Source organism: Streptococcus sp. 32226D021BW (assembly GCF_053545015.1).
The window spans coordinates 229,452-246,037 of sequence record NZ_JBPPVC010000002.1 but is presented as its reverse complement, the minus strand read 5'-3'; the positions used below and the strand labels follow the sequence as shown (position 1 = coordinate 246,037).

Annotated in this window: 18 protein-coding genes; 14 read left to right on the top strand and 4 right to left on the bottom strand. The window is 42.6% G+C overall.

Annotated features, from left to right (window positions below):
• Positions 1–94 precede the first annotated feature (94 nt).
• Positions 95–2,323 carry an AAA family ATPase gene (locus tag ACEE44_RS02835; RefSeq protein WP_449171189.1) on the bottom strand — a complete coding sequence of 743 codons (2,229 nt, stop codon included), beginning with the start codon at positions 2,321–2,323 and terminating at the stop codon, positions 95–97.
• A gap of 218 nt (positions 2,324–2,541) precedes the next feature.
• On the opposite strand from ACEE44_RS02835, the gene ACEE44_RS02830 reads away from it, so the two are divergent.
• The 4 genes from ACEE44_RS02830 to ACEE44_RS02815 all read left to right on the top strand — a co-directional run bounded on the left by ACEE44_RS02830 (position 2,542) and on the right by ACEE44_RS02815 (position 5,278).
• Positions 2,542–2,772 (top strand): DUF1797 family protein, encoded by a 231-nt coding sequence (locus tag ACEE44_RS02830; RefSeq protein WP_024532454.1) that lies wholly within the window; start codon positions 2,542–2,544, stop codon positions 2,770–2,772.
• A 124-nt stretch (positions 2,773–2,896) separates the two neighbouring features.
• A complete protein-coding gene (locus ACEE44_RS02825; RefSeq protein WP_105109884.1) occupies positions 2,897–3,577 on the top strand; it encodes an amino acid ABC transporter permease in 681 nt (226 codons plus the stop codon).
• Between the two features lies 1 nt (position 3,578).
• Positions 3,579–4,313, top strand: coding sequence for an amino acid ABC transporter ATP-binding protein (locus tag ACEE44_RS02820; RefSeq protein ID WP_172082892.1), 735 nt, complete (start codon positions 3,579–3,581; stop codon positions 4,311–4,313).
• A 116-nt stretch (positions 4,314–4,429) separates the two neighbouring features.
• Complete coding sequence (locus ACEE44_RS02815) at positions 4,430–5,278, top strand: bifunctional methylenetetrahydrofolate dehydrogenase/methenyltetrahydrofolate cyclohydrolase (protein WP_449171188.1); 849 nt, start codon at positions 4,430–4,432, stop codon at positions 5,276–5,278.
• Between the two features lie 79 nt (positions 5,279–5,357).
• Here ACEE44_RS02815 and ypfJ read toward each other — a convergent pair whose 3' ends face one another.
• A complete protein-coding gene (gene ypfJ, locus ACEE44_RS02810; protein WP_449171187.1) occupies positions 5,358–6,266 on the bottom strand; it encodes a KPN_02809 family neutral zinc metallopeptidase in 909 nt (302 codons plus the stop codon).
• Between the two features lie 165 nt (positions 6,267–6,431).
• On the opposite strand from ypfJ, the gene xseA reads away from it, so the two are divergent.
• From xseA to ACEE44_RS02760, 10 genes are all read left to right on the top strand, one after another.
• A complete protein-coding gene (gene xseA / locus ACEE44_RS02805; RefSeq protein ID WP_332412903.1) occupies positions 6,432–7,775 on the top strand; it encodes an exodeoxyribonuclease VII large subunit in 1,344 nt (447 codons plus the stop codon).
• Positions 7,750–7,965, top strand: coding sequence for an exodeoxyribonuclease VII small subunit (locus ACEE44_RS02800; RefSeq protein ID WP_332412904.1), 216 nt, complete (start codon positions 7,750–7,752; stop codon positions 7,963–7,965). Before xseA ends, ACEE44_RS02800 begins: the two co-directional genes overlap by 26 nt.
• The gene (locus ACEE44_RS02795; protein WP_332412905.1) at positions 7,965–8,834 is read left to right on the top strand and encodes a polyprenyl synthetase family protein; all 870 of its coding nucleotides are present in this window, start codon (positions 7,965–7,967) and stop codon (positions 8,832–8,834) included. The genes ACEE44_RS02800 and ACEE44_RS02795 overlap by 1 nt, the downstream gene beginning before the upstream one ends.
• Positions 8,827–9,648 carry a TlyA family RNA methyltransferase gene (locus ACEE44_RS02790; RefSeq protein ID WP_449171186.1) on the top strand — a complete coding sequence of 274 codons (822 nt, stop codon included), beginning with the start codon at positions 8,827–8,829 and terminating at the stop codon, positions 9,646–9,648. Before ACEE44_RS02795 ends, ACEE44_RS02790 begins: the two co-directional genes overlap by 8 nt.
• Positions 9,641–10,066 (top strand): arginine repressor, encoded by a 426-nt coding sequence (locus ACEE44_RS02785; protein WP_449171185.1) that lies wholly within the window; start codon positions 9,641–9,643, stop codon positions 10,064–10,066. The genes ACEE44_RS02790 and ACEE44_RS02785 overlap by 8 nt, the downstream gene beginning before the upstream one ends.
• Positions 10,067–10,069: 3 nt before the next feature.
• Complete coding sequence (gene recN, locus ACEE44_RS02780; protein WP_449171184.1) at positions 10,070–11,731, top strand: DNA repair protein RecN; 1,662 nt, start codon at positions 10,070–10,072, stop codon at positions 11,729–11,731.
• Between the two features lie 95 nt (positions 11,732–11,826).
• Positions 11,827–12,660 carry a DegV family protein gene (locus ACEE44_RS02775; protein ID WP_449171183.1) on the top strand — a complete coding sequence of 278 codons (834 nt, stop codon included), beginning with the start codon at positions 11,827–11,829 and terminating at the stop codon, positions 12,658–12,660.
• Positions 12,653–13,486 carry an SGNH/GDSL hydrolase family protein gene (locus ACEE44_RS02770; protein WP_449171182.1) on the top strand — a complete coding sequence of 278 codons (834 nt, stop codon included), beginning with the start codon at positions 12,653–12,655 and terminating at the stop codon, positions 13,484–13,486. Before ACEE44_RS02775 ends, ACEE44_RS02770 begins: the two co-directional genes overlap by 8 nt.
• A complete protein-coding gene (locus ACEE44_RS02765) occupies positions 13,458–14,051 on the top strand; it encodes a DUF2140 family protein (protein ID WP_172050108.1) in 594 nt (197 codons plus the stop codon). The genes ACEE44_RS02770 and ACEE44_RS02765 overlap by 29 nt, the downstream gene beginning before the upstream one ends.
• Positions 14,052–14,144: 93 nt before the next feature.
• A complete protein-coding gene (locus tag ACEE44_RS02760) occupies positions 14,145–14,420 on the top strand; it encodes an HU family DNA-binding protein (protein WP_105106668.1) in 276 nt (91 codons plus the stop codon).
• An 88-nt stretch (positions 14,421–14,508) separates the two neighbouring features.
• On the opposite strand, the gene ACEE44_RS02755 is transcribed toward ACEE44_RS02760, so the two are convergent.
• Both ACEE44_RS02755 and ACEE44_RS02750 read right to left on the bottom strand, forming a co-directional pair.
• Positions 14,509–15,651, bottom strand: coding sequence for a tyrosine-type recombinase/integrase (locus ACEE44_RS02755; RefSeq protein ID WP_449171181.1), 1,143 nt, complete (start codon positions 15,649–15,651; stop codon positions 14,509–14,511).
• Between the two features lie 129 nt (positions 15,652–15,780).
• Complete coding sequence (locus ACEE44_RS02750) at positions 15,781–16,581, bottom strand: hypothetical protein (RefSeq protein WP_449171180.1); 801 nt, start codon at positions 16,579–16,581, stop codon at positions 15,781–15,783.
• Positions 16,582–16,586 lie beyond the last annotated feature (5 nt).

The window sequence follows — 16,586 nt, the reverse complement described above, 5'->3', positions numbered from 1 at the left end:
GTAGTGAGTACTCTCTCCCGTCGGAGATTTCCTCACTACTAATCTTAGTATGTTTTTGACCAGTCGAGTTCTTTCCCACTCCCACTTTTCCTACTTATTTTGTTTTTGTATTTGCCTTGATTTGAATGTTCCCCTTGCTGGTCATAACAGCGCGAAGGTCTTTTTCGCTTGGGTTTTCCAAGTAAAAGTCTGTAATGGCATCTTCGATTTGATCTTGGATGGTTCTGCGTAGTGGCCGAGCCCCCATTTTGGGATCGTAGCCCAAATCAACCAATTTTTCTTTAACCTTATCTGTCACATGTAGGCTAATGCCGTTGTTAGATAAGCGTTTGTTGACGTCATCAAGCATGAGGCTGACAATTTCAAGGAGATTTTCCTTGCTGAGTGGTTGGAACTCGATGATTCCGTCAAAGCGGTTCATAAATTCTGGACTGAAGAAATTGCTGAGTTGGCCAAGAACCGACTGGGTGCGACCTTCCATGGCTGCACCAAAACCGACACTTGCTTCGATTTTCCCAGTTCCAGCATTTGAGGTCATGATGATAATGGTGTCTTTGAAGCTGACCGTGCGTCCCTGTCCATCTGTCAGACGGCCGTCGTCTAGGACTTGGAGGAACATGTGCATGACATCAGGGTGGGCCTTTTCTACCTCATCCAAGAGGATGAGAGAGTAAGGATTACGGCGGACTTTTTCAGTTAGCTGACCGGCTTCTTCATAGCCTACATAACCTGGAGGGGCACCGACTAGCTTGGCAACGGCATGTTTCTCCATGTACTCAGACATATCGAAGCGAATCATACTATCGGCTGAACCGAAGAGTTCAATCGCTAGTTGCTTGGACAGTTCTGTTTTACCGACACCGGTTGGTCCGACAAAGAGGAAGGAACCGATTGGGCGGTTTGGTGCTCCAAGACCAACACGGTTGCGGCGAATGGCCTTGGCGATTTTGTCAACAGCTTCATCTTGACCGATAACGTGGGCTTTGAGGTCGCTAGCTAGGTTGATGAGTTGAGATTGTTCTTTTTCTTTCAAATCGCCAACAGGTATGTTGGTTTTTTGTTCTACGATGGCTTCAATTTCCTTTTCAGTAATGAGGGGAATATCTTCCTCGCTGATGGTTGCTTTTTGCATTTCCTTATACTTGGCAATCTGGTCACGGAAATAGGCAGCCTTTTCATAGTCCTCGTCACGAGTTGCTTGGGCCTTACGATTTTCGGCATCAATCAAGCGTTGGTCGATTTCTTTTGGATCAACAAAATTGAGGGTCAAGTTCATCTTAGAACCAGCTTCGTCCAGTAGGTCAATGGCCTTGTCTGGCAAGAAACGGTCTTGGATATAGCGATTTGAAAGGACAGCAGCAGCTTCAATAGCTGCGTCAGAGTATTTGACATGGTGGTAATCCTGATACTTATTCTGGATACCCTTGAGAATGATAATGGTTTCTTCAACGCTTGGTTCTTCGACCTTTACAGGTTGCATACGGCGTTCTAAGGCTGCATCCTTCTCGATAATACGGTATTCGTTGAGGGTTGTTGCACCGACTAGCTGCATTTCACCACGGGCAAGGGCAGGTTTGAGGATATTTCCAGCATCCATATTGCCATCACCAGCAGAGCCAGCCCCGACAATCTCGTGGATTTCGTCGATAAAGAGGATAATCTCACGACGATTACGGATTTCTTCCATTAGTTTTTGCATGCGTTCTTCAAATTGGCCACGGATACCAGTTCCTTGTACCAGGCTAACAACATCTAATCGGATGACTTCCTTACCTTGCAATTTTTGTGGCACATCGCCGTCGACAATTTTTTGAGCCAACCCTTCAACAACAGCGGTTTTACCAACACCTGGCTCACCGATGAGGACAGGGTTGTTCTTGGTACGGCGGTTGAGGATTTCGATGACACGTGTAATTTCTTGGTCACGGCCAATCACTGGGTCAATATCACCACGGCGGGCAATTTCCGTCACGTTGATACCAAATTCTTCTAAAAGTCCATTTGGTTGTTGTGGTTGCTGAGGGGGTGGAGTTTGCCCACCACGCCCGTTGTTCCCTCCTGCTTGTGTTGGTGGGGTTTGGTCACGTTTCTTGCCAGCTGGAGTGTTTCCTGGATAGCCTCCCAAGTGATTGAAGAACTCGCTGAAAGGGTCCATATTATTTGGGTTTGTTAAATCCCCTAAACCACGTAAGATGGCATTATTAGGGTCTGTTTTCATAATTTGGTAGCAGTTGTGGCAGAGATCTACCTGTTGTTGCTTACCATTCAGATTGGTATAGAGATGGATGGTTGCATCGTTGATTTTACAGTTATGACAGAGCATCGTTCTACCTCTTTCTTTGGAATGGACCTTTGTCAAATAGTCAATAAAGGTCAGTTATAGCTTTATTATAACAAGATTTAGGGAAAAATCAAGAAACTGCTATATTTGGAAAATAATCTCTTGGATGCCTTGGAACTGGCAAGAAAATGTTGAAAAATCAAGACTTTTTTTATAATATGTGGTAAAATGTTTTTATAAAAAGGATTAGGAGAAGGAATATGGAATCACATTTGGTGAGAATTATCAATCGTCTGGAAGCTATGGCTAACGATGGTGGTACATTGAAACGTAATTTTGAGCGTGAAGGTGTTGTTGTTGCAGAAGTGGCTTATAGCTATGACGAGGAAAATGGTTCAGTATTTACCTTGCGTGATGTTGCTGCTCGTGAAACCTATACGTTTGACAGCATTGACTTGATTGCGATGGAAATCTACGAATTGTTGTACTAAGAACAAGCTCGAGCACCGATAGGTGCTTTTTTCTTGCAATAAAATGAATATCTAAGCAAAAACAGTTGCATAAATATTCAAAAATGGTATAATGGTGTCTAAATCATATTTGAGGAGTGAATGAATGGATTTTTCTTTCTTGCCTGATTATTGGGCATATTTTAATTATGGGGCCCTTGTAACCCTTATTATCGCTTTTTTCTCGGTTTTCTTTGGTAGTATTTTAGGGACGCTCTTGGCCTTTGCCCAACGCAGTAGATATAAGGTTCTGGTTTGGCTTGCCAATATTTATGTCTGGATTTTCCGCGGTACTCCAATGGTAGTACAGATTATGATTGCCTTTGCCATGACCAATTTTGTGGCTCCGACTATCCAAATAGGGATTTTAGATGTAGATTTGACGCGTTTAATTCCAGGGATTATTGTCATTTCTATGAACTCCGCAGCCTATGTGTCTGAAACCATCCGTGCGGGTATCAATGCTGTGCCTAAGGGGCAGTTGGAAGCAGCCTATTCATTAGGTATTCGTCCAAAACAAGCCATGCGCTACGTCATTATGCCACAGGCTATCAAGAATATTCTCCCTGCTTTGGGAAATGAGTTTGTGACGATTGTTAAGGACAGCTCGCTCCTGTCAACCATCGGTGTTATTGAGTTGTGGAATGGTGCACAGACGGTTGCTACGACGACTTATCTCACTCAAAGTCCGCTTATTTTTGCAGCCTTCTATTATTTGATGATGACCAGTATTTTGACCCTAGGCATTCAAGCTCTTGAGAAAAAATTAAACAAGGGAGGACACTAAGATGACAGAAGCAATTATTTCCATAAAAGATCTTCATAAGTATTTTGGTGAAAATGAAGTTTTAAAAGGGATTGATTTAGATATCCAGCAAGGTCAAGTGGTTGTCATTATCGGTCCTTCTGGTTCAGGAAAATCAACATTCTTGCGTACCATGAATCTCTTAGAGGTGCCGACCAAGGGAACGGTGACTTTTGAAGGTGTCGATATTACGGATAAAGCAAATGATATTTTCAAGATGCGTGAGAAGATGGGAATGGTTTTCCAGCAATTTAACTTATTCCCAAATATGACCGTATTAGAAAATATTACCTTGTCACCTATTAAAACAAAAGGAATTGCTAAGGCTGAAGCTGAAGCCAAGGCCAAGGAATTGCTTGAAAAGGTTGGTTTGCCGGATAAGGCGGATGCCTATCCCCAAAGTTTATCAGGAGGTCAGCAACAGCGGATTGCTATTGCCCGTGGTTTGGCTATGGATCCGGATGTCTTGCTCTTTGATGAACCAACTTCTGCCCTTGATCCTGAAATGGTTGGTGAGGTACTTGCGGTTATGCAGGACTTGGCCAAGTCAGGGATGACCATGGTTATTGTAACCCATGAAATGGGCTTCGCGCGTGAAGTGGCAGACCGTGTTATCTTTATGGATGGAGGCTACATTGTTGAAGATGGAACTCCTGAAGAAGTATTTGAACACACTAAGGAAGAACGGACTAAGGATTTCTTATCCAAAGTCTTGTAAACGGAACTCCGACATTGTTCGGAGTTTTTTGTTGTTTTCTGATGAATTGGGTGAGAACCTAGTCAAATCAGTGGCAAATAGGGTATAATGAAGAAAAAATGAGGAGATTTTAAGCAATGACAGTGATTGATGGTAAGGCCTTGGCAGTCAAAATGCAGACAGCTCTGGCAGAAAAAACAGCTCGATTAAAAGCGGAGAAAGGATTGGTACCAGGCTTGGTTGTTATTTTGGTGGGTGAAGATCCAGCCAGTCAGGTCTATGTCCGCAATAAAGAACGATCAGCCCTTGCAGCTGGTTTCAAGAGTGAGGTTGTACGAGTGCCAGCTAGCATTTCAGAAGAAGAACTTTTGGAATTGATTGAGCGCTACAATCAAGATGATGCATGGCATGGGATCTTGGTACAGTTGCCACTACCAGCCCATATCAGTGAAGAGAAAGTCTTGTTGGCTATTGATCCAGACAAGGATGTGGACGGTTTCCACCCGACCAACATGGGTAAATTCTGGTCAGGTCACCCGGTCATGATTCCATCCACACCCGCAGGGATTATGGAAATGTTCAAGGAATACCAGATAGATTTAGAAGGCAAAACAGCTCTGGTTATTGGTCGTTCCAATATCGTTGGAAAACCCATGGCCCAGCTCCTTTTGGATGCCAATGCAACTGTGACCATTGCTCATTCACGGACAAAAAATCTAGCAGAATTGGCTCGTCAGGCGGATATTTTAGTCGTTGCAATTGGTCGTGGACATTTTGTAACCAAGGAATTTGTCAAGCCAGGTGCAGTAGTGATTGACGTGGGCATGAACCGTGATGAAAATGGCAAACTGATTGGGGATGTCAAATATGATGAAGTAGCAGAAGTTGCTAGTCACATTACCCCTGTTCCAGGTGGAGTTGGCCCTATGACCATTACCATGCTCATGGAGCAGACTTTTGAGGCTTGTGTCAGAAGTGGGAAATAGGTAAGTTGGCGAGGTTGGCAAGAGCTGACCTCATTTTTTTATAAGAAAATCCCCAGTCATGAAACTGGGGATAGATTTTTTATGGATTACTTATCGAGAAGGTATCGGCATGTGCCAAATCACCATAGGTATAGCCAAGGTTAAACCATTTTTTACGTTGTTCAGAAGTACCGTGGGTGAAACTATCTGGGACAGTACGGCCGTAGGCTTCTTGTTGAAGAGTATCATCCCCAACTGCATGGGCAGCATTCATGGCCTCATCAATATCGCCAACATCTAAGATACCCTGACCATCGACATATTTGGCCCAGGCACCAGCGTAGTAGTCAGCTTGCAATTCTAGACGGACATTGAGGGCATTTCCTTCCTTTTCTGATAATTGAGCACGTTTTTGGTGGTAGGCACCAAGGACCTCCAATTCATTTTGGACATGGTGACCAACTTCATGAGCGATGACATAGGCCATGGCAAAGTCACCAGCAGCCTTATACTTGCTAGCAAGTTCTTGATAAAAAGAAGTATCGATATAAATCTTTCGGTCAGCTGAACAATAGAAGGGACCGGCCTGAGCAGAACCTGTTCCACAGCCTGTTTGGGTCTGGTCCGTATAGAAAACAAGGGTTGGTGCTTGGTAGGTTAGACCATTTCTTGCAAACTCTTGTGTCCAAAAATCTTCTGTTGAGGCCAGTACCTTACTCATAAATTCTGCATCTGCGTCAGAAACACTGGTACCGCTTGTCGTAACCTGGCTAGACTGATAAGGATTGGTGTTGGTTGTTGGTGAAAGTAAGCCACCTAGATTAGACATGCCGCCAAAAGCGAAGAGGAGGACCACTAGCACCAATTTTCCCTTCCAACCCAGACGGGAGAAGAGTAGGCTTAGTAAGAGATTACCACCAGCTGAACCACCAGAGAAAGACGGACCCGAGCTCCGTTGTCCTCTTCGGTCTTCAATATTGGAACTTTTACGTAAATCATCAATTTTCATCTTAAACTCCTTAGAACCTGTTATCAAGTTCCTATTTTCTTACAAACTATTATATAGCAAATTGCAGAAAAAAACACAGGAAAGCTATCGGAAATAATAGGCCTAGTTCTGTATAAAAGTGCAAAATTTGGTATAATAGTAGAGATACAGACAGAAGGAGTGGACATGGTTGAATATTTATCGGTTAGCCATCTAACCAAGTATTTAAAATTAAAGTTTGACCGCGATCCTTATTTGGAGAGGGTCTATTTGACTGGGCAAGTGTCCAATTTCCGCAAGCGTCCAAGTCATCAATATTTTTCGCTCAAGGATGACAAGGCGGTCATTCAGGCAACCATGTGGGCTGGTGTCTATAAAAATCTGGGCTTTGATCTTGAAGAGGGAATGAAAATCAATGCGGTTGGTCGTGTGCAGCTATACGAACCAGGTGGCTCCTATTCCATTGTTATTGAAAAAGCGGAGCCAGACGGTATTGGTGCCTTGGCTATCAAGTTTGAGCAGCTCAAACAAGCTCTGACCCAGGAAGGCCTGTTTAAGCAAGAATTCAAGCAGGAATTACCTCGATTTACCAAGAAAATAGGGGTCATTACCAGTCCTAGTGGTGCGGTCATTCAAGATATTATTACCACGGTCAGTCGGCGTTTTCCGGGAGTGGAAATTGTCCTCTATCCGACCAAGGTGCAAGGAGATGGGGCTGCTCAAGAAGTCGTTGCCAATATCCAAAGAGCCAATGAGCGTGATGATTTAGATGTACTCATTGTTGGTCGTGGCGGTGGTTCTATTGAAGACCTGTGGGCTTTCAATGAGGAAATTGTGGTTCGGGCTATTTTTGAATCGCGTATTCCAATCATTTCCAGCGTAGGTCACGAAACGGATACGACTCTGGCTGATTTTGTAGCAGATAAACGAGCTGCTACCCCAACAGCTGCCGCAGAATTAGCAACACCTGTGACCAAGGCAGACTTACTAGGTTATTTAAATCAGCAGGAAAATCGAGCCTATCAGGCCATGGCCAATCGTTTGAAATTCCTGAGAGGTCAGCTTGAGAAAATTAGCCAGTCAGTTATGTTCCGCCAGCCAGAACGTTTATACGATGGCTATTTACAAAAATTAGACCGCTTGACCAATCAATTGCAGACACGGATGAAAGAAGTATATAGCCAGCAGAAACAGGCTAGTTTGTTACTCAATCAACGTTTACAAGGCCTACAACTTGGCCGTAAAGTCGAGAGTTTCCAAGAAAGAATTATCCAGCAGGAACGACTCTTGAAGAGCAATATGGCCAATATCTATGATAACAAGATGTCCAAGGCAGACAAGCTGATTGAGGCCCTAACCATGCTGGATACCAGTCGTATCGTGGCTCGTGGTTATGCCATGCTTTTACAAGATGGTCGAGTTCTAGACAGTGTGGAAACTATACAAAAGGGTGAACACCTGACCATTCAGATGAAGGATGGTCAACTTGATGTGGAGGTAAATCATGTCCAAAAAGACAAAAACATTTGAAGAAAATTTAGCTGAATTAGAAGGAATTGTAACCAAATTGGAGCGTGGGGATGTAGCCTTGGAAGAGGCACTTGCCGAGTTTCAAAAAGGGATGGTTTTATCTAAGGATTTACAAAAGACACTTGCTGAAGCTGAAAAGACCTTGGTCAAGGTCATGCAGGCGGATGGCAGTGAAGTGGAGATGAACTAATGGGAGCTAGTAAATTGCAGCTACTTGAGGAAACTATAGCAGACTTTTATCGACCTCAGATAGCTGAGCGGCTCAATCAATCGGTTCTTTATTCGCTACAGGCAGGAGGCAAACGGATTCGGCCCATGCTCCTTTTGACGCTTTTGGAAGCTTTTGGAGTGACCTTGCAAAAAGCTCATTATCAGGTAGCTGCCTGTGTCGAGCTCATTCATACTGGCAGTCTGATACATGATGATCTGCCAGCCATGGACGATGATGATTACCGTCGGGGGCGTTTGACCAACCATAAGAAATTCGATGAAGCGACAGCTATTTTAGCAGGGGACAGTTTATTTTTAGATCCTTTTGGATTTTTGGCTCAAATAGATTTGCCAGCTGAGACCATCCTTGCTCTCGTGAGAGAGCTTTCTCAGGCATCAGGGACTTTTGGAATGGTTGCTGGTCAGGTCTTGGATATGGCAGGTGAGGGACAAAAATTATCTCTCGAACAATTACAAGCCATCCATGCCAATAAGACAGGGAAATTATTGACCTTTCCCTTTGTAGCAGCTGGTATCATTACAGGTCAATCGGAAACGGTCATCCGACTACTGCGTCGAGTGGGAGAGCTGGTCGGTCTAGCCTTTCAAGTTCGGGATGATATCTTGGATGTGACGGCTACTTTTGAGGAAATCGGAAAAACTCCCCAAAAAGATTTATTGGCTGAGAAGTCTACCTACCCTGCCCTAATGGGACTGGAAGCCTCAAAAGTCTTTCTAGAAGACAGCCTGAACCAAGCAAGTAGTGAGCTAGATCAAGTGGCACAACTAGTCTCATTTTCAAGAGAAGAAATCAAAAAAATCATAGAAAGTTTACGAATCAATGGCTAAGGAAAGAGTAGATGTATTAGCTTATAAACAGGGGCTCTTTGAAACCAGAGAGCAGGCCAAGCGCGGTGTTATGGCAGGGCTAGTGGTATCGGTCATCAATGGCGAACGCTACGATAAACCTGGTGAGAAGATTGACGAGGGAGTTGAACTCAAGCTCAAGGGAGAGAAACTCAAGTATGTCAGCCGTGGTGGTCTGAAATTGGAAAAGGCCTTGCAGGTTTTCGACCTATCAGTTGAGGGGCAAACGACCATTGATATTGGGGCTTCGACAGGCGGATTTACGGATGTCATGTTGCAGGCTGGAGCCAAGCAGGTCTATGCTGTGGATGTAGGGACCAATCAGCTGGCCTGGAAATTGCGCCAGGACGAGCGTGTTATCAGCATGGAACAATATAATTTCCGCTATGCTGAGTTGGCTGATTTTAAAGTGGGTCAGCCAAGTTTTGCTTCGATTGATGTCAGTTTTATCTCTCTAGGCTTGATTTTACCAGCTCTTCATGGTATTTTGGCAGACGGTGGTCAGGTCGTGGCCTTGGTTAAACCCCAATTTGAAGCAGGCCGAGAGCATATCGGTAAGAATGGGATTGTCAAGGATAAGGCAGTTCACATCAAGGTCTTGGAGGATGTGACTGCTATGGCTTTCGCAACCGGTTTTTCTGTAAAGAGCCTTAGTTTTTCTCCTGTTCAAGGTGGTCATGGGAACACCGAATTTTTGGCACATTTAGAGAAATCCAGCTTGCCTAGCCCGATTGAACACAGTGAAATAAGAAATATTGTTGATCAAGCACACGAGGAATTTAAAAAGGATGAATAAACGAGAACGATTAGAAGTCATTAAAGATTTGGTAGTCCGATTTCCCATTGATACTCAGGAAGAAATTGTGGAACGCTTGGAAGCCTTGGGGGTTCATGCAACCCAGGCTACTGTGTCCCGTGATATCAAGGAATTGGGCATCATCAAGGTTCCATCAACTGACAAGGGCTATGTCTATGGCTTGCCCAAAAGTAGCCTAGTCAAGGTCAAGTCCAATAATATTCTTGATTTTGCAGTCATGGACAAGATGGTCAATTTAAAATTGGTACCAGGGAGTGCAACGGTCGTAAAAAGGCAGATTTGTGAGTATTTCCAAGAGGAAATCTTCTCGATTATTGCTGATGATGACAGTATTCTGCTCATTGTGAAGGACCAGGAAACCATCCCCAATTTAGAACGTACGATAAAAGGGTGGTAGGTCATGTTATTAGAAGTTTCGATTAAGAATTTTGCCATTATTGAACAGGTATCCCTCAATTTTGAAAAGGGGATGACCATCCTATCTGGTGAAACGGGGGCCGGCAAGTCTATTATCATCGATGCCATGAACCTGATGTTAGGGGCGCGTGCGACGACGGATGTTATTCGCCATGGATCAGCCAAGGCTGAGATTGAGGGGCTTTTTTCCTTTGAAAATAGCAGAGCTCTGGAACAGATTTTGAGTGAACAGGGGATTGAAGTTGCGGACGAACTCATTATCCGTCGGGAAATCCTACAAAATGGTCGTTCGGTCAGCCGTGTCAATGGGCAGATGGTTAATTTGTCTGTCTTGAAACAAATTGGCCAGCACCTAGTGGACATCCACGGCCAGCATGACCAGGAAGAATTGATGAAGGCCCAGCACCATATCCGTCTTTTAGACAGCTTTGGAGAAGATGAGTTTTGGGCTTTAAAAGACCGCTATCAGACCACTTTTGATGCCTATCGTAGCCTCCGCAAACGAGTGCTCGAAAAGCAGAAAAATGAGCAGGAGCATAAGGCTCGCATTGAGATGCTGGAATACCAAATTGCTGAGATTGAAGCAGCAGCCCTGCAATCTGGTGAGGATGTTCAGCTCAATCAAGAACGGGATAAGTTACTCAATCACAAGCAGATTGCAGATACCTTGACCAATGCCTATGCTATGTTGGACAATGAAGATTTTTCAAGTTTGAACAACCTTCGTTCAGCCATGGGGGACTTGCAAAGTTTAGAAGAATTTGACCCAGAATACCAACAGCTATCTTCTAGCCTGACAGAAGCTTATTATGTCGTTGAAGATGTGACCAAGCGTCTCAGCGATGTGGTTGATAATCTAGATTTTGACGGCAATCGTCTCATGCAATTGGAAAGTCGTCTGGATTTGCTCAATACCATTACGAAGAAATATGGTGGAACTGTCGATGATGTTTTGGACTATTTTAGTAAAATCAGCGAAGAATACAATCTTCTAACAGGAAATGACCTATCTGGAGATGACTTGGAAGTGCAACTCAAGACCATGGAGAAGGAATTAGTGACCTTAGCCAGCCAGCTCAGCCAGTCCCGACATGAATTGGCTCAGTTGCTGGAAGAGATTATCCGTCAAGAATTACAGGACTTGTACATGGAAAAAGCTCGTTTCCAGGTTCGTTTTACTAAGGGCAAGTTTAACCGCGAGGGGAATGAAACGGTGGAGTTTTACATCTCTACCAACCCTGGTGAAGACTTCAAGCCTTTGGTCAAGGTTGCCTCTGGTGGAGAATTATCTCGTTTGATGTTGGCCATCAAGTCTGCTTTTGCCCGTAAGGAAGGCAAGACCTCCATCGTCTTTGACGAGGTGGATACAGGAGTTTCAGGCCGTGTTGCCCAGGCTATTGCCCAGAAGATATATAAAATCGGCCAATACGGTCAAGTCTTAGCTATCTCACATTTGCCACAGGTGATTGCCATCGCGGATTATCAGTTCTTTATTGAGAAAATATCTGATGAACATTCGACCGTTTCCCGCGTCCGCCTTTTGACCAAAGAGGAGCGTATCGAGGAAATCGCCAAGATGTTAGCCGGTGACAAGATTACGGATGCAGCCCGCAGTCAAGCAAAAGAATTGGTTGAAAAAGGTTAGGCAACTAGCCTTTTTTGCTTTTGTTTTTATGTTTATTTTTAGCTTGAAATTTGTTATAATAAAGGATAATACAGAAGAGAACGGAAGGACACTTGATGATGAAGATTAAAATTGTAACAGATTCTAGTACTACAATAGAAGCTGGTTTGGCTAAGGAGTTGGGGATTACCATCATTCCTTTGTCTGTTATGGTGGATGGGGTTGTCTATTCAGATAGCGACTTATCAGAAGGTGAGTTTCTTGACTTGATGAGAGGAGCCAAGCACTTACCGAAGACCAGTCAACCACCGGTAGGTCTCTTTGCGGAAACATTTAGCCAATTAGCTAAAGATGGTAGTCAGATTATTGCGATCCTTCTTTCTCATGCCTTGTCAGGAACAGTTGAAGCAGCCCGTCAAGGAGCTACCTTGTCTGGTGCAGATGTGACCGTTCTTGACTCTGGCTTTACTGACCAGGCAGCAAAATTTCAGGTAGTGGAAGCGGCTAGACTGGCACAAGCTGGTGCTAACAAGGAAGAAATCCTTACGGCCATTGAAGAGGTCAAAGATAAGACTGAACTATATATCGGGGTATCTACCCTAGAAAATCTTGTTAAGGGCGGTCGTATCGGTCGTGTTCAAGGTATGCTCAGCAGTCTGCTCAACATTCGAGTTATCATGGAAATGAAGAACCATCAATTAACTCCGATTGTAAAAGGTCGGGGCAATAAGACTTTCAAAAAATGGTTGGATGAATTTACGAGTAGTCTGAACAATAAAGAACTTGCAGAAATTGGTATTTCTTACTCAGGCAAGGCGGACTTTGCCAATGAAATAAAAGACTTACTCCAGCCCCATGTAGAAACAGAGATTTCTGTATTGGAAACAGGTTCTATCATTCAAACCCACACGGGTGAGGATGCCTGGGCTATCCTAGTTCGCTATGAATAATCGGAAGTTGATACAGGGACTTGTCTTCTTTTTTCTCTGTTTATTAGGGTCAATCTTCCTATTCCATCAGTTAATCCCACAGGCGCCGTCACGCATCAGTCAGGAAGAGCTAGGTCTTTCAGTGAATAGGAAATTTCGCTATTTGGCTCTTGGGGACTCCTTGACAGAAGGAGTGGGAGATGTGACAGGTCAAGGTGGTTTTGTCCCCTTGCTTGCCCAGTCGCTAGTCAATGAGTACGGTTATGAGGTAGACGTTCAAAATTTTGGAGTTTCCGGCAACACCAGTAAGCAAATCTTGAAGCGGATGAAGGAGAATGAGGAACTCAAACAGGCCTTAAAAGAAGCTGATTTATTAACTTTGACGGTCGGTGGAAATGATCTTCGTAAGGTCATTGTCAGTAATTTAAGTAACCTCAAGCTCTCTACCTTTGATAAGCCGGCAAGGGAATACGGGAGAAATCTAGAAAAGATTGTCAAACGGGCAAGACAGGAGAATGCCGATCTCCCTATCTATATTTTGGGAATTTACAATCCCTTCTATCTCAGTTTTCCTGAATTGACCGAGATGCAGACTGTGGTTAATAAATGGAATCAGACAACCAAGCAAATCACGGAAAAATACAAGGATGTTTACTTTGTAGAAATCAATGACTTGCTCTATAAAGGTTTGGAAGGCGAGATGGGGCTTAGCCAGTCTAGTTCGGCTAGCACAAATAATTTATTGTACGAAGATGATCATTTTCATCCCAATAATACGGGATATGAAATCATGAAAAAAGCACTATTGGAGAAGATGTATGAAACTGAGAAAAGCTGGACACCTTAATATCTGGAAGTGGCTCTTCTTGGTTCAATTGGCTTTGACATTGGGGGCGGGTCTGGTTTTTCTAAATCGTATCCAAGTTAAGAGAGAAAATATGACGGAATTGGTACCATCTAGCCAGACAGATGCAAAAGTGGGGACTTTCGCGACCAACCGTGAAGCCCTTAATCAAACCATTGCCAACTATTTAAAAGATTATCAAACGGAGAATTTTTCTTACCAATTATTTGTGACTAACCAACAGGTTGTTTTTGAAGGAACCTATCAGGTATTTGGTGTAGATATCCCCTTGTATATCTATTTTCAACCTCTCAAAATGGAAGATGGCAATGTTCTTCTACGAATATTGGAAATTTCAGCAGGAAATCTGTCCTTGCCCAAGGCAGAAGTTTTAGCCTATCTGCAAAAAAACTATAAATTACCCACCTTTGTCAAAATAAATTCCCAAGAGGCAGCAATTCAGTTAAAAATAACAGAATTGGACAATAAATTTGGCCTTTACGGTCAGGCCAATACCATTGATTTATACAACGACCAAATTATTGTTGATATATACAGAAAAAGGTAAGAAACCAGCATTAAAAACTTGACCAAATGGCTAAATTTCGGTACACTATAAAAGTGAGTAAAATCTCAGAAAATTATTGGAGGACTTAGCAAAATGGCTAATAAACAAGATTTGATTGCAAAAGTTGCAGAAGCAACTTCATTGACTAAAAAAGATTCAGCAGCAGCTGTTGATGCAGTATTTGCAGCAGTAGCAGACTACCTTGCAGCTGGTGAAAAAGTACAATTGATCGGCTTCGGTAACTTTGAAGTTCGTGAGCGTTCAGCACGTACAGGTCGCAACCCTCAAACAGGTGCAGAGATTAAAATCGCAGCATCTAAAGTACCTGCTTTCAAAGCTGGTAAAGCACTTAAGGATGCGGTAAAATAATCCAGCATTAAAAAGCCTATTGTATCAACGTTTCTGCGTTGTGCAATAGGCTTTTTTCTGTATTTTGGGGCATTTTTGGGGCATAAAATCAGTAATTTTCCATGATTTCAGCCACATTTGCCTTGAGTTTCTTTGTGACATGGGTGTAAATTTGAGTTGTAGTCTTAGCATCTGCATGTCCGACACGGTCCATGATGGCTTTTAGGGGGACTCTGTTTTCTGCTAAGCGACTGACTAAAGTATGACGGAAGATGTGACTGGTCAGATTTTTCTGGATCGGTTTATCTAACCTTTCATTTGCTTTCTTTAGCGCCAAGTTGAAAGAGTTGGTTTGTATAGGTACGCCATTCTTAGTTGTGAAGATGTAACCCATATCCCGATAACGTGGGTTGGTATTCTTTTCTAGCTCATTCATGAATTCCAATTCCTCTATAATTTCCATTTCCCTGGTTGTCATGATTGTCTCACGGTAAGAGGCTAGTGTTTTGGGTTCTGTCTTCTCACCATTGCGATAGCCCTCAGTGTGGTCGAATGTCCCGTGGAGTTGTAGAACCCTGGTATCAAAATCATAGTTATGTGGTTCAATGCAGACTGCTTCGCCAATACGACAACCGTTTAGGCTCATAAATTCTGCTAGTAAGGCTGAGCGATAAGTGCTAGGTCGCCTGAATAATTCTTTCAGTAGGGGTTTTATCTCATCTTCCTCAAGATATTTTTCTTCCACCTTTTTCCAATCTTCCAAAGTCTTCTTAATCCGTGGCAACTTGGCTCTTCTTGATGGATTGTCTTTGATGATATCTAAGTCAACTGCATAATCAAAAGCAAGGTTGAGCATGGATTTATTCCGTTCTTTCTGGTTCCTAGAGCAGTCCAGGTTGTCCAGGTAATCCTGGACGTATTTGGGATCGATATTGACAACCTTAATATCAATTCCAAAGCTTTCTCTAATATCTCTTATATTGCCTTTCAGAGAGGCTATAGAGGAGCGTTTTATCTCTTGCTGGTAAAATACCCACCATTGGTCGAATAAATCAGTAAATAGCATTTCAGAGCTTTTCAGCTTGCTGAGGATGTCTGCTATCTTTGCATCCAGTATTTTCTGTGCTTCTTTTCTGATCCGTGGAGTATCTTTCTCCATCAATACAGATGTTCGTTTCCACTTTTGGGTATATGGATCTTTGTATCTTTCAACAAAATTCACTTTTCCGGATTTATGTGCTTCTGTCCACATTGTTTTTTCCCTCATTTTCTGTTAAAATGGGAATAAAGAAAACACTTCAAAAGATAATGTCTTTTGAAAAGATTTCTTTACCATTCGCCTTACGCTCTCCTCAACCAAAATTTGAGCGTAGGGCTTTTTTTATTTGTCAAGTAGTTCTTTGGCTTTGATTAACCGTTTCTCTAAGTTAGCAATTCTATATTTGCTCCAATTCGTTTCAGGCTCAGAGTTAAACTTCTTAATAGCTCTTTCAATTAACTCGACTTCAGCTTGATAATCTTTTTCTTTTCGGTAAATTTTTGCGAGGTAGTCTACGCCTCCAGGGGTGTAGAAATCACATTCATTCATTGCCTTCAAGAAGCCTTTTTTAGCAGAATCAAAGTCTTTATTTGTATAATCTACAATGGCGTTATTTTGAATAACAAATCCTTTCTTATCGTTGCGATTTTTATTGGATTCAATCCCTAATTCAGTTAATTTCTTTTGCTCTTTATCAAAAACAGCAAGCTCTTTCTGCAAATCTAACTTTGATAATTTATTTTGGTCATTTTTACTTTCGATGACATCGTGGTATTTCTCAAGTACATAATTCCCCTTATCCGTTGCATTGTCGCCAAATATATAACCATTCTGCTCCAGAAATCTTTTTTCTATTTCAAAATCAATTCCAAATTCATACTCGAAGTAAACAGGAAATTGTTTGTTCGGCTTACATTTATCTATCCAATAGATTTGGTAAATATGCCCAGGCAATAGGCCGTCAGAATTTCGTTGCATTTTATCTTTACTAACCAACTTTTTAGGGTCGAATGCGATAAGTTGTTCCCAACCTTTAATATCACGATCTTCTCTAATATATGGTTTCTCGGGATAATCAGAATAGTATTTTTTCAAAATTCTATCTCTATCCGAGTTAGGCTTCAAGAAATCAAATAACCCCATAATGT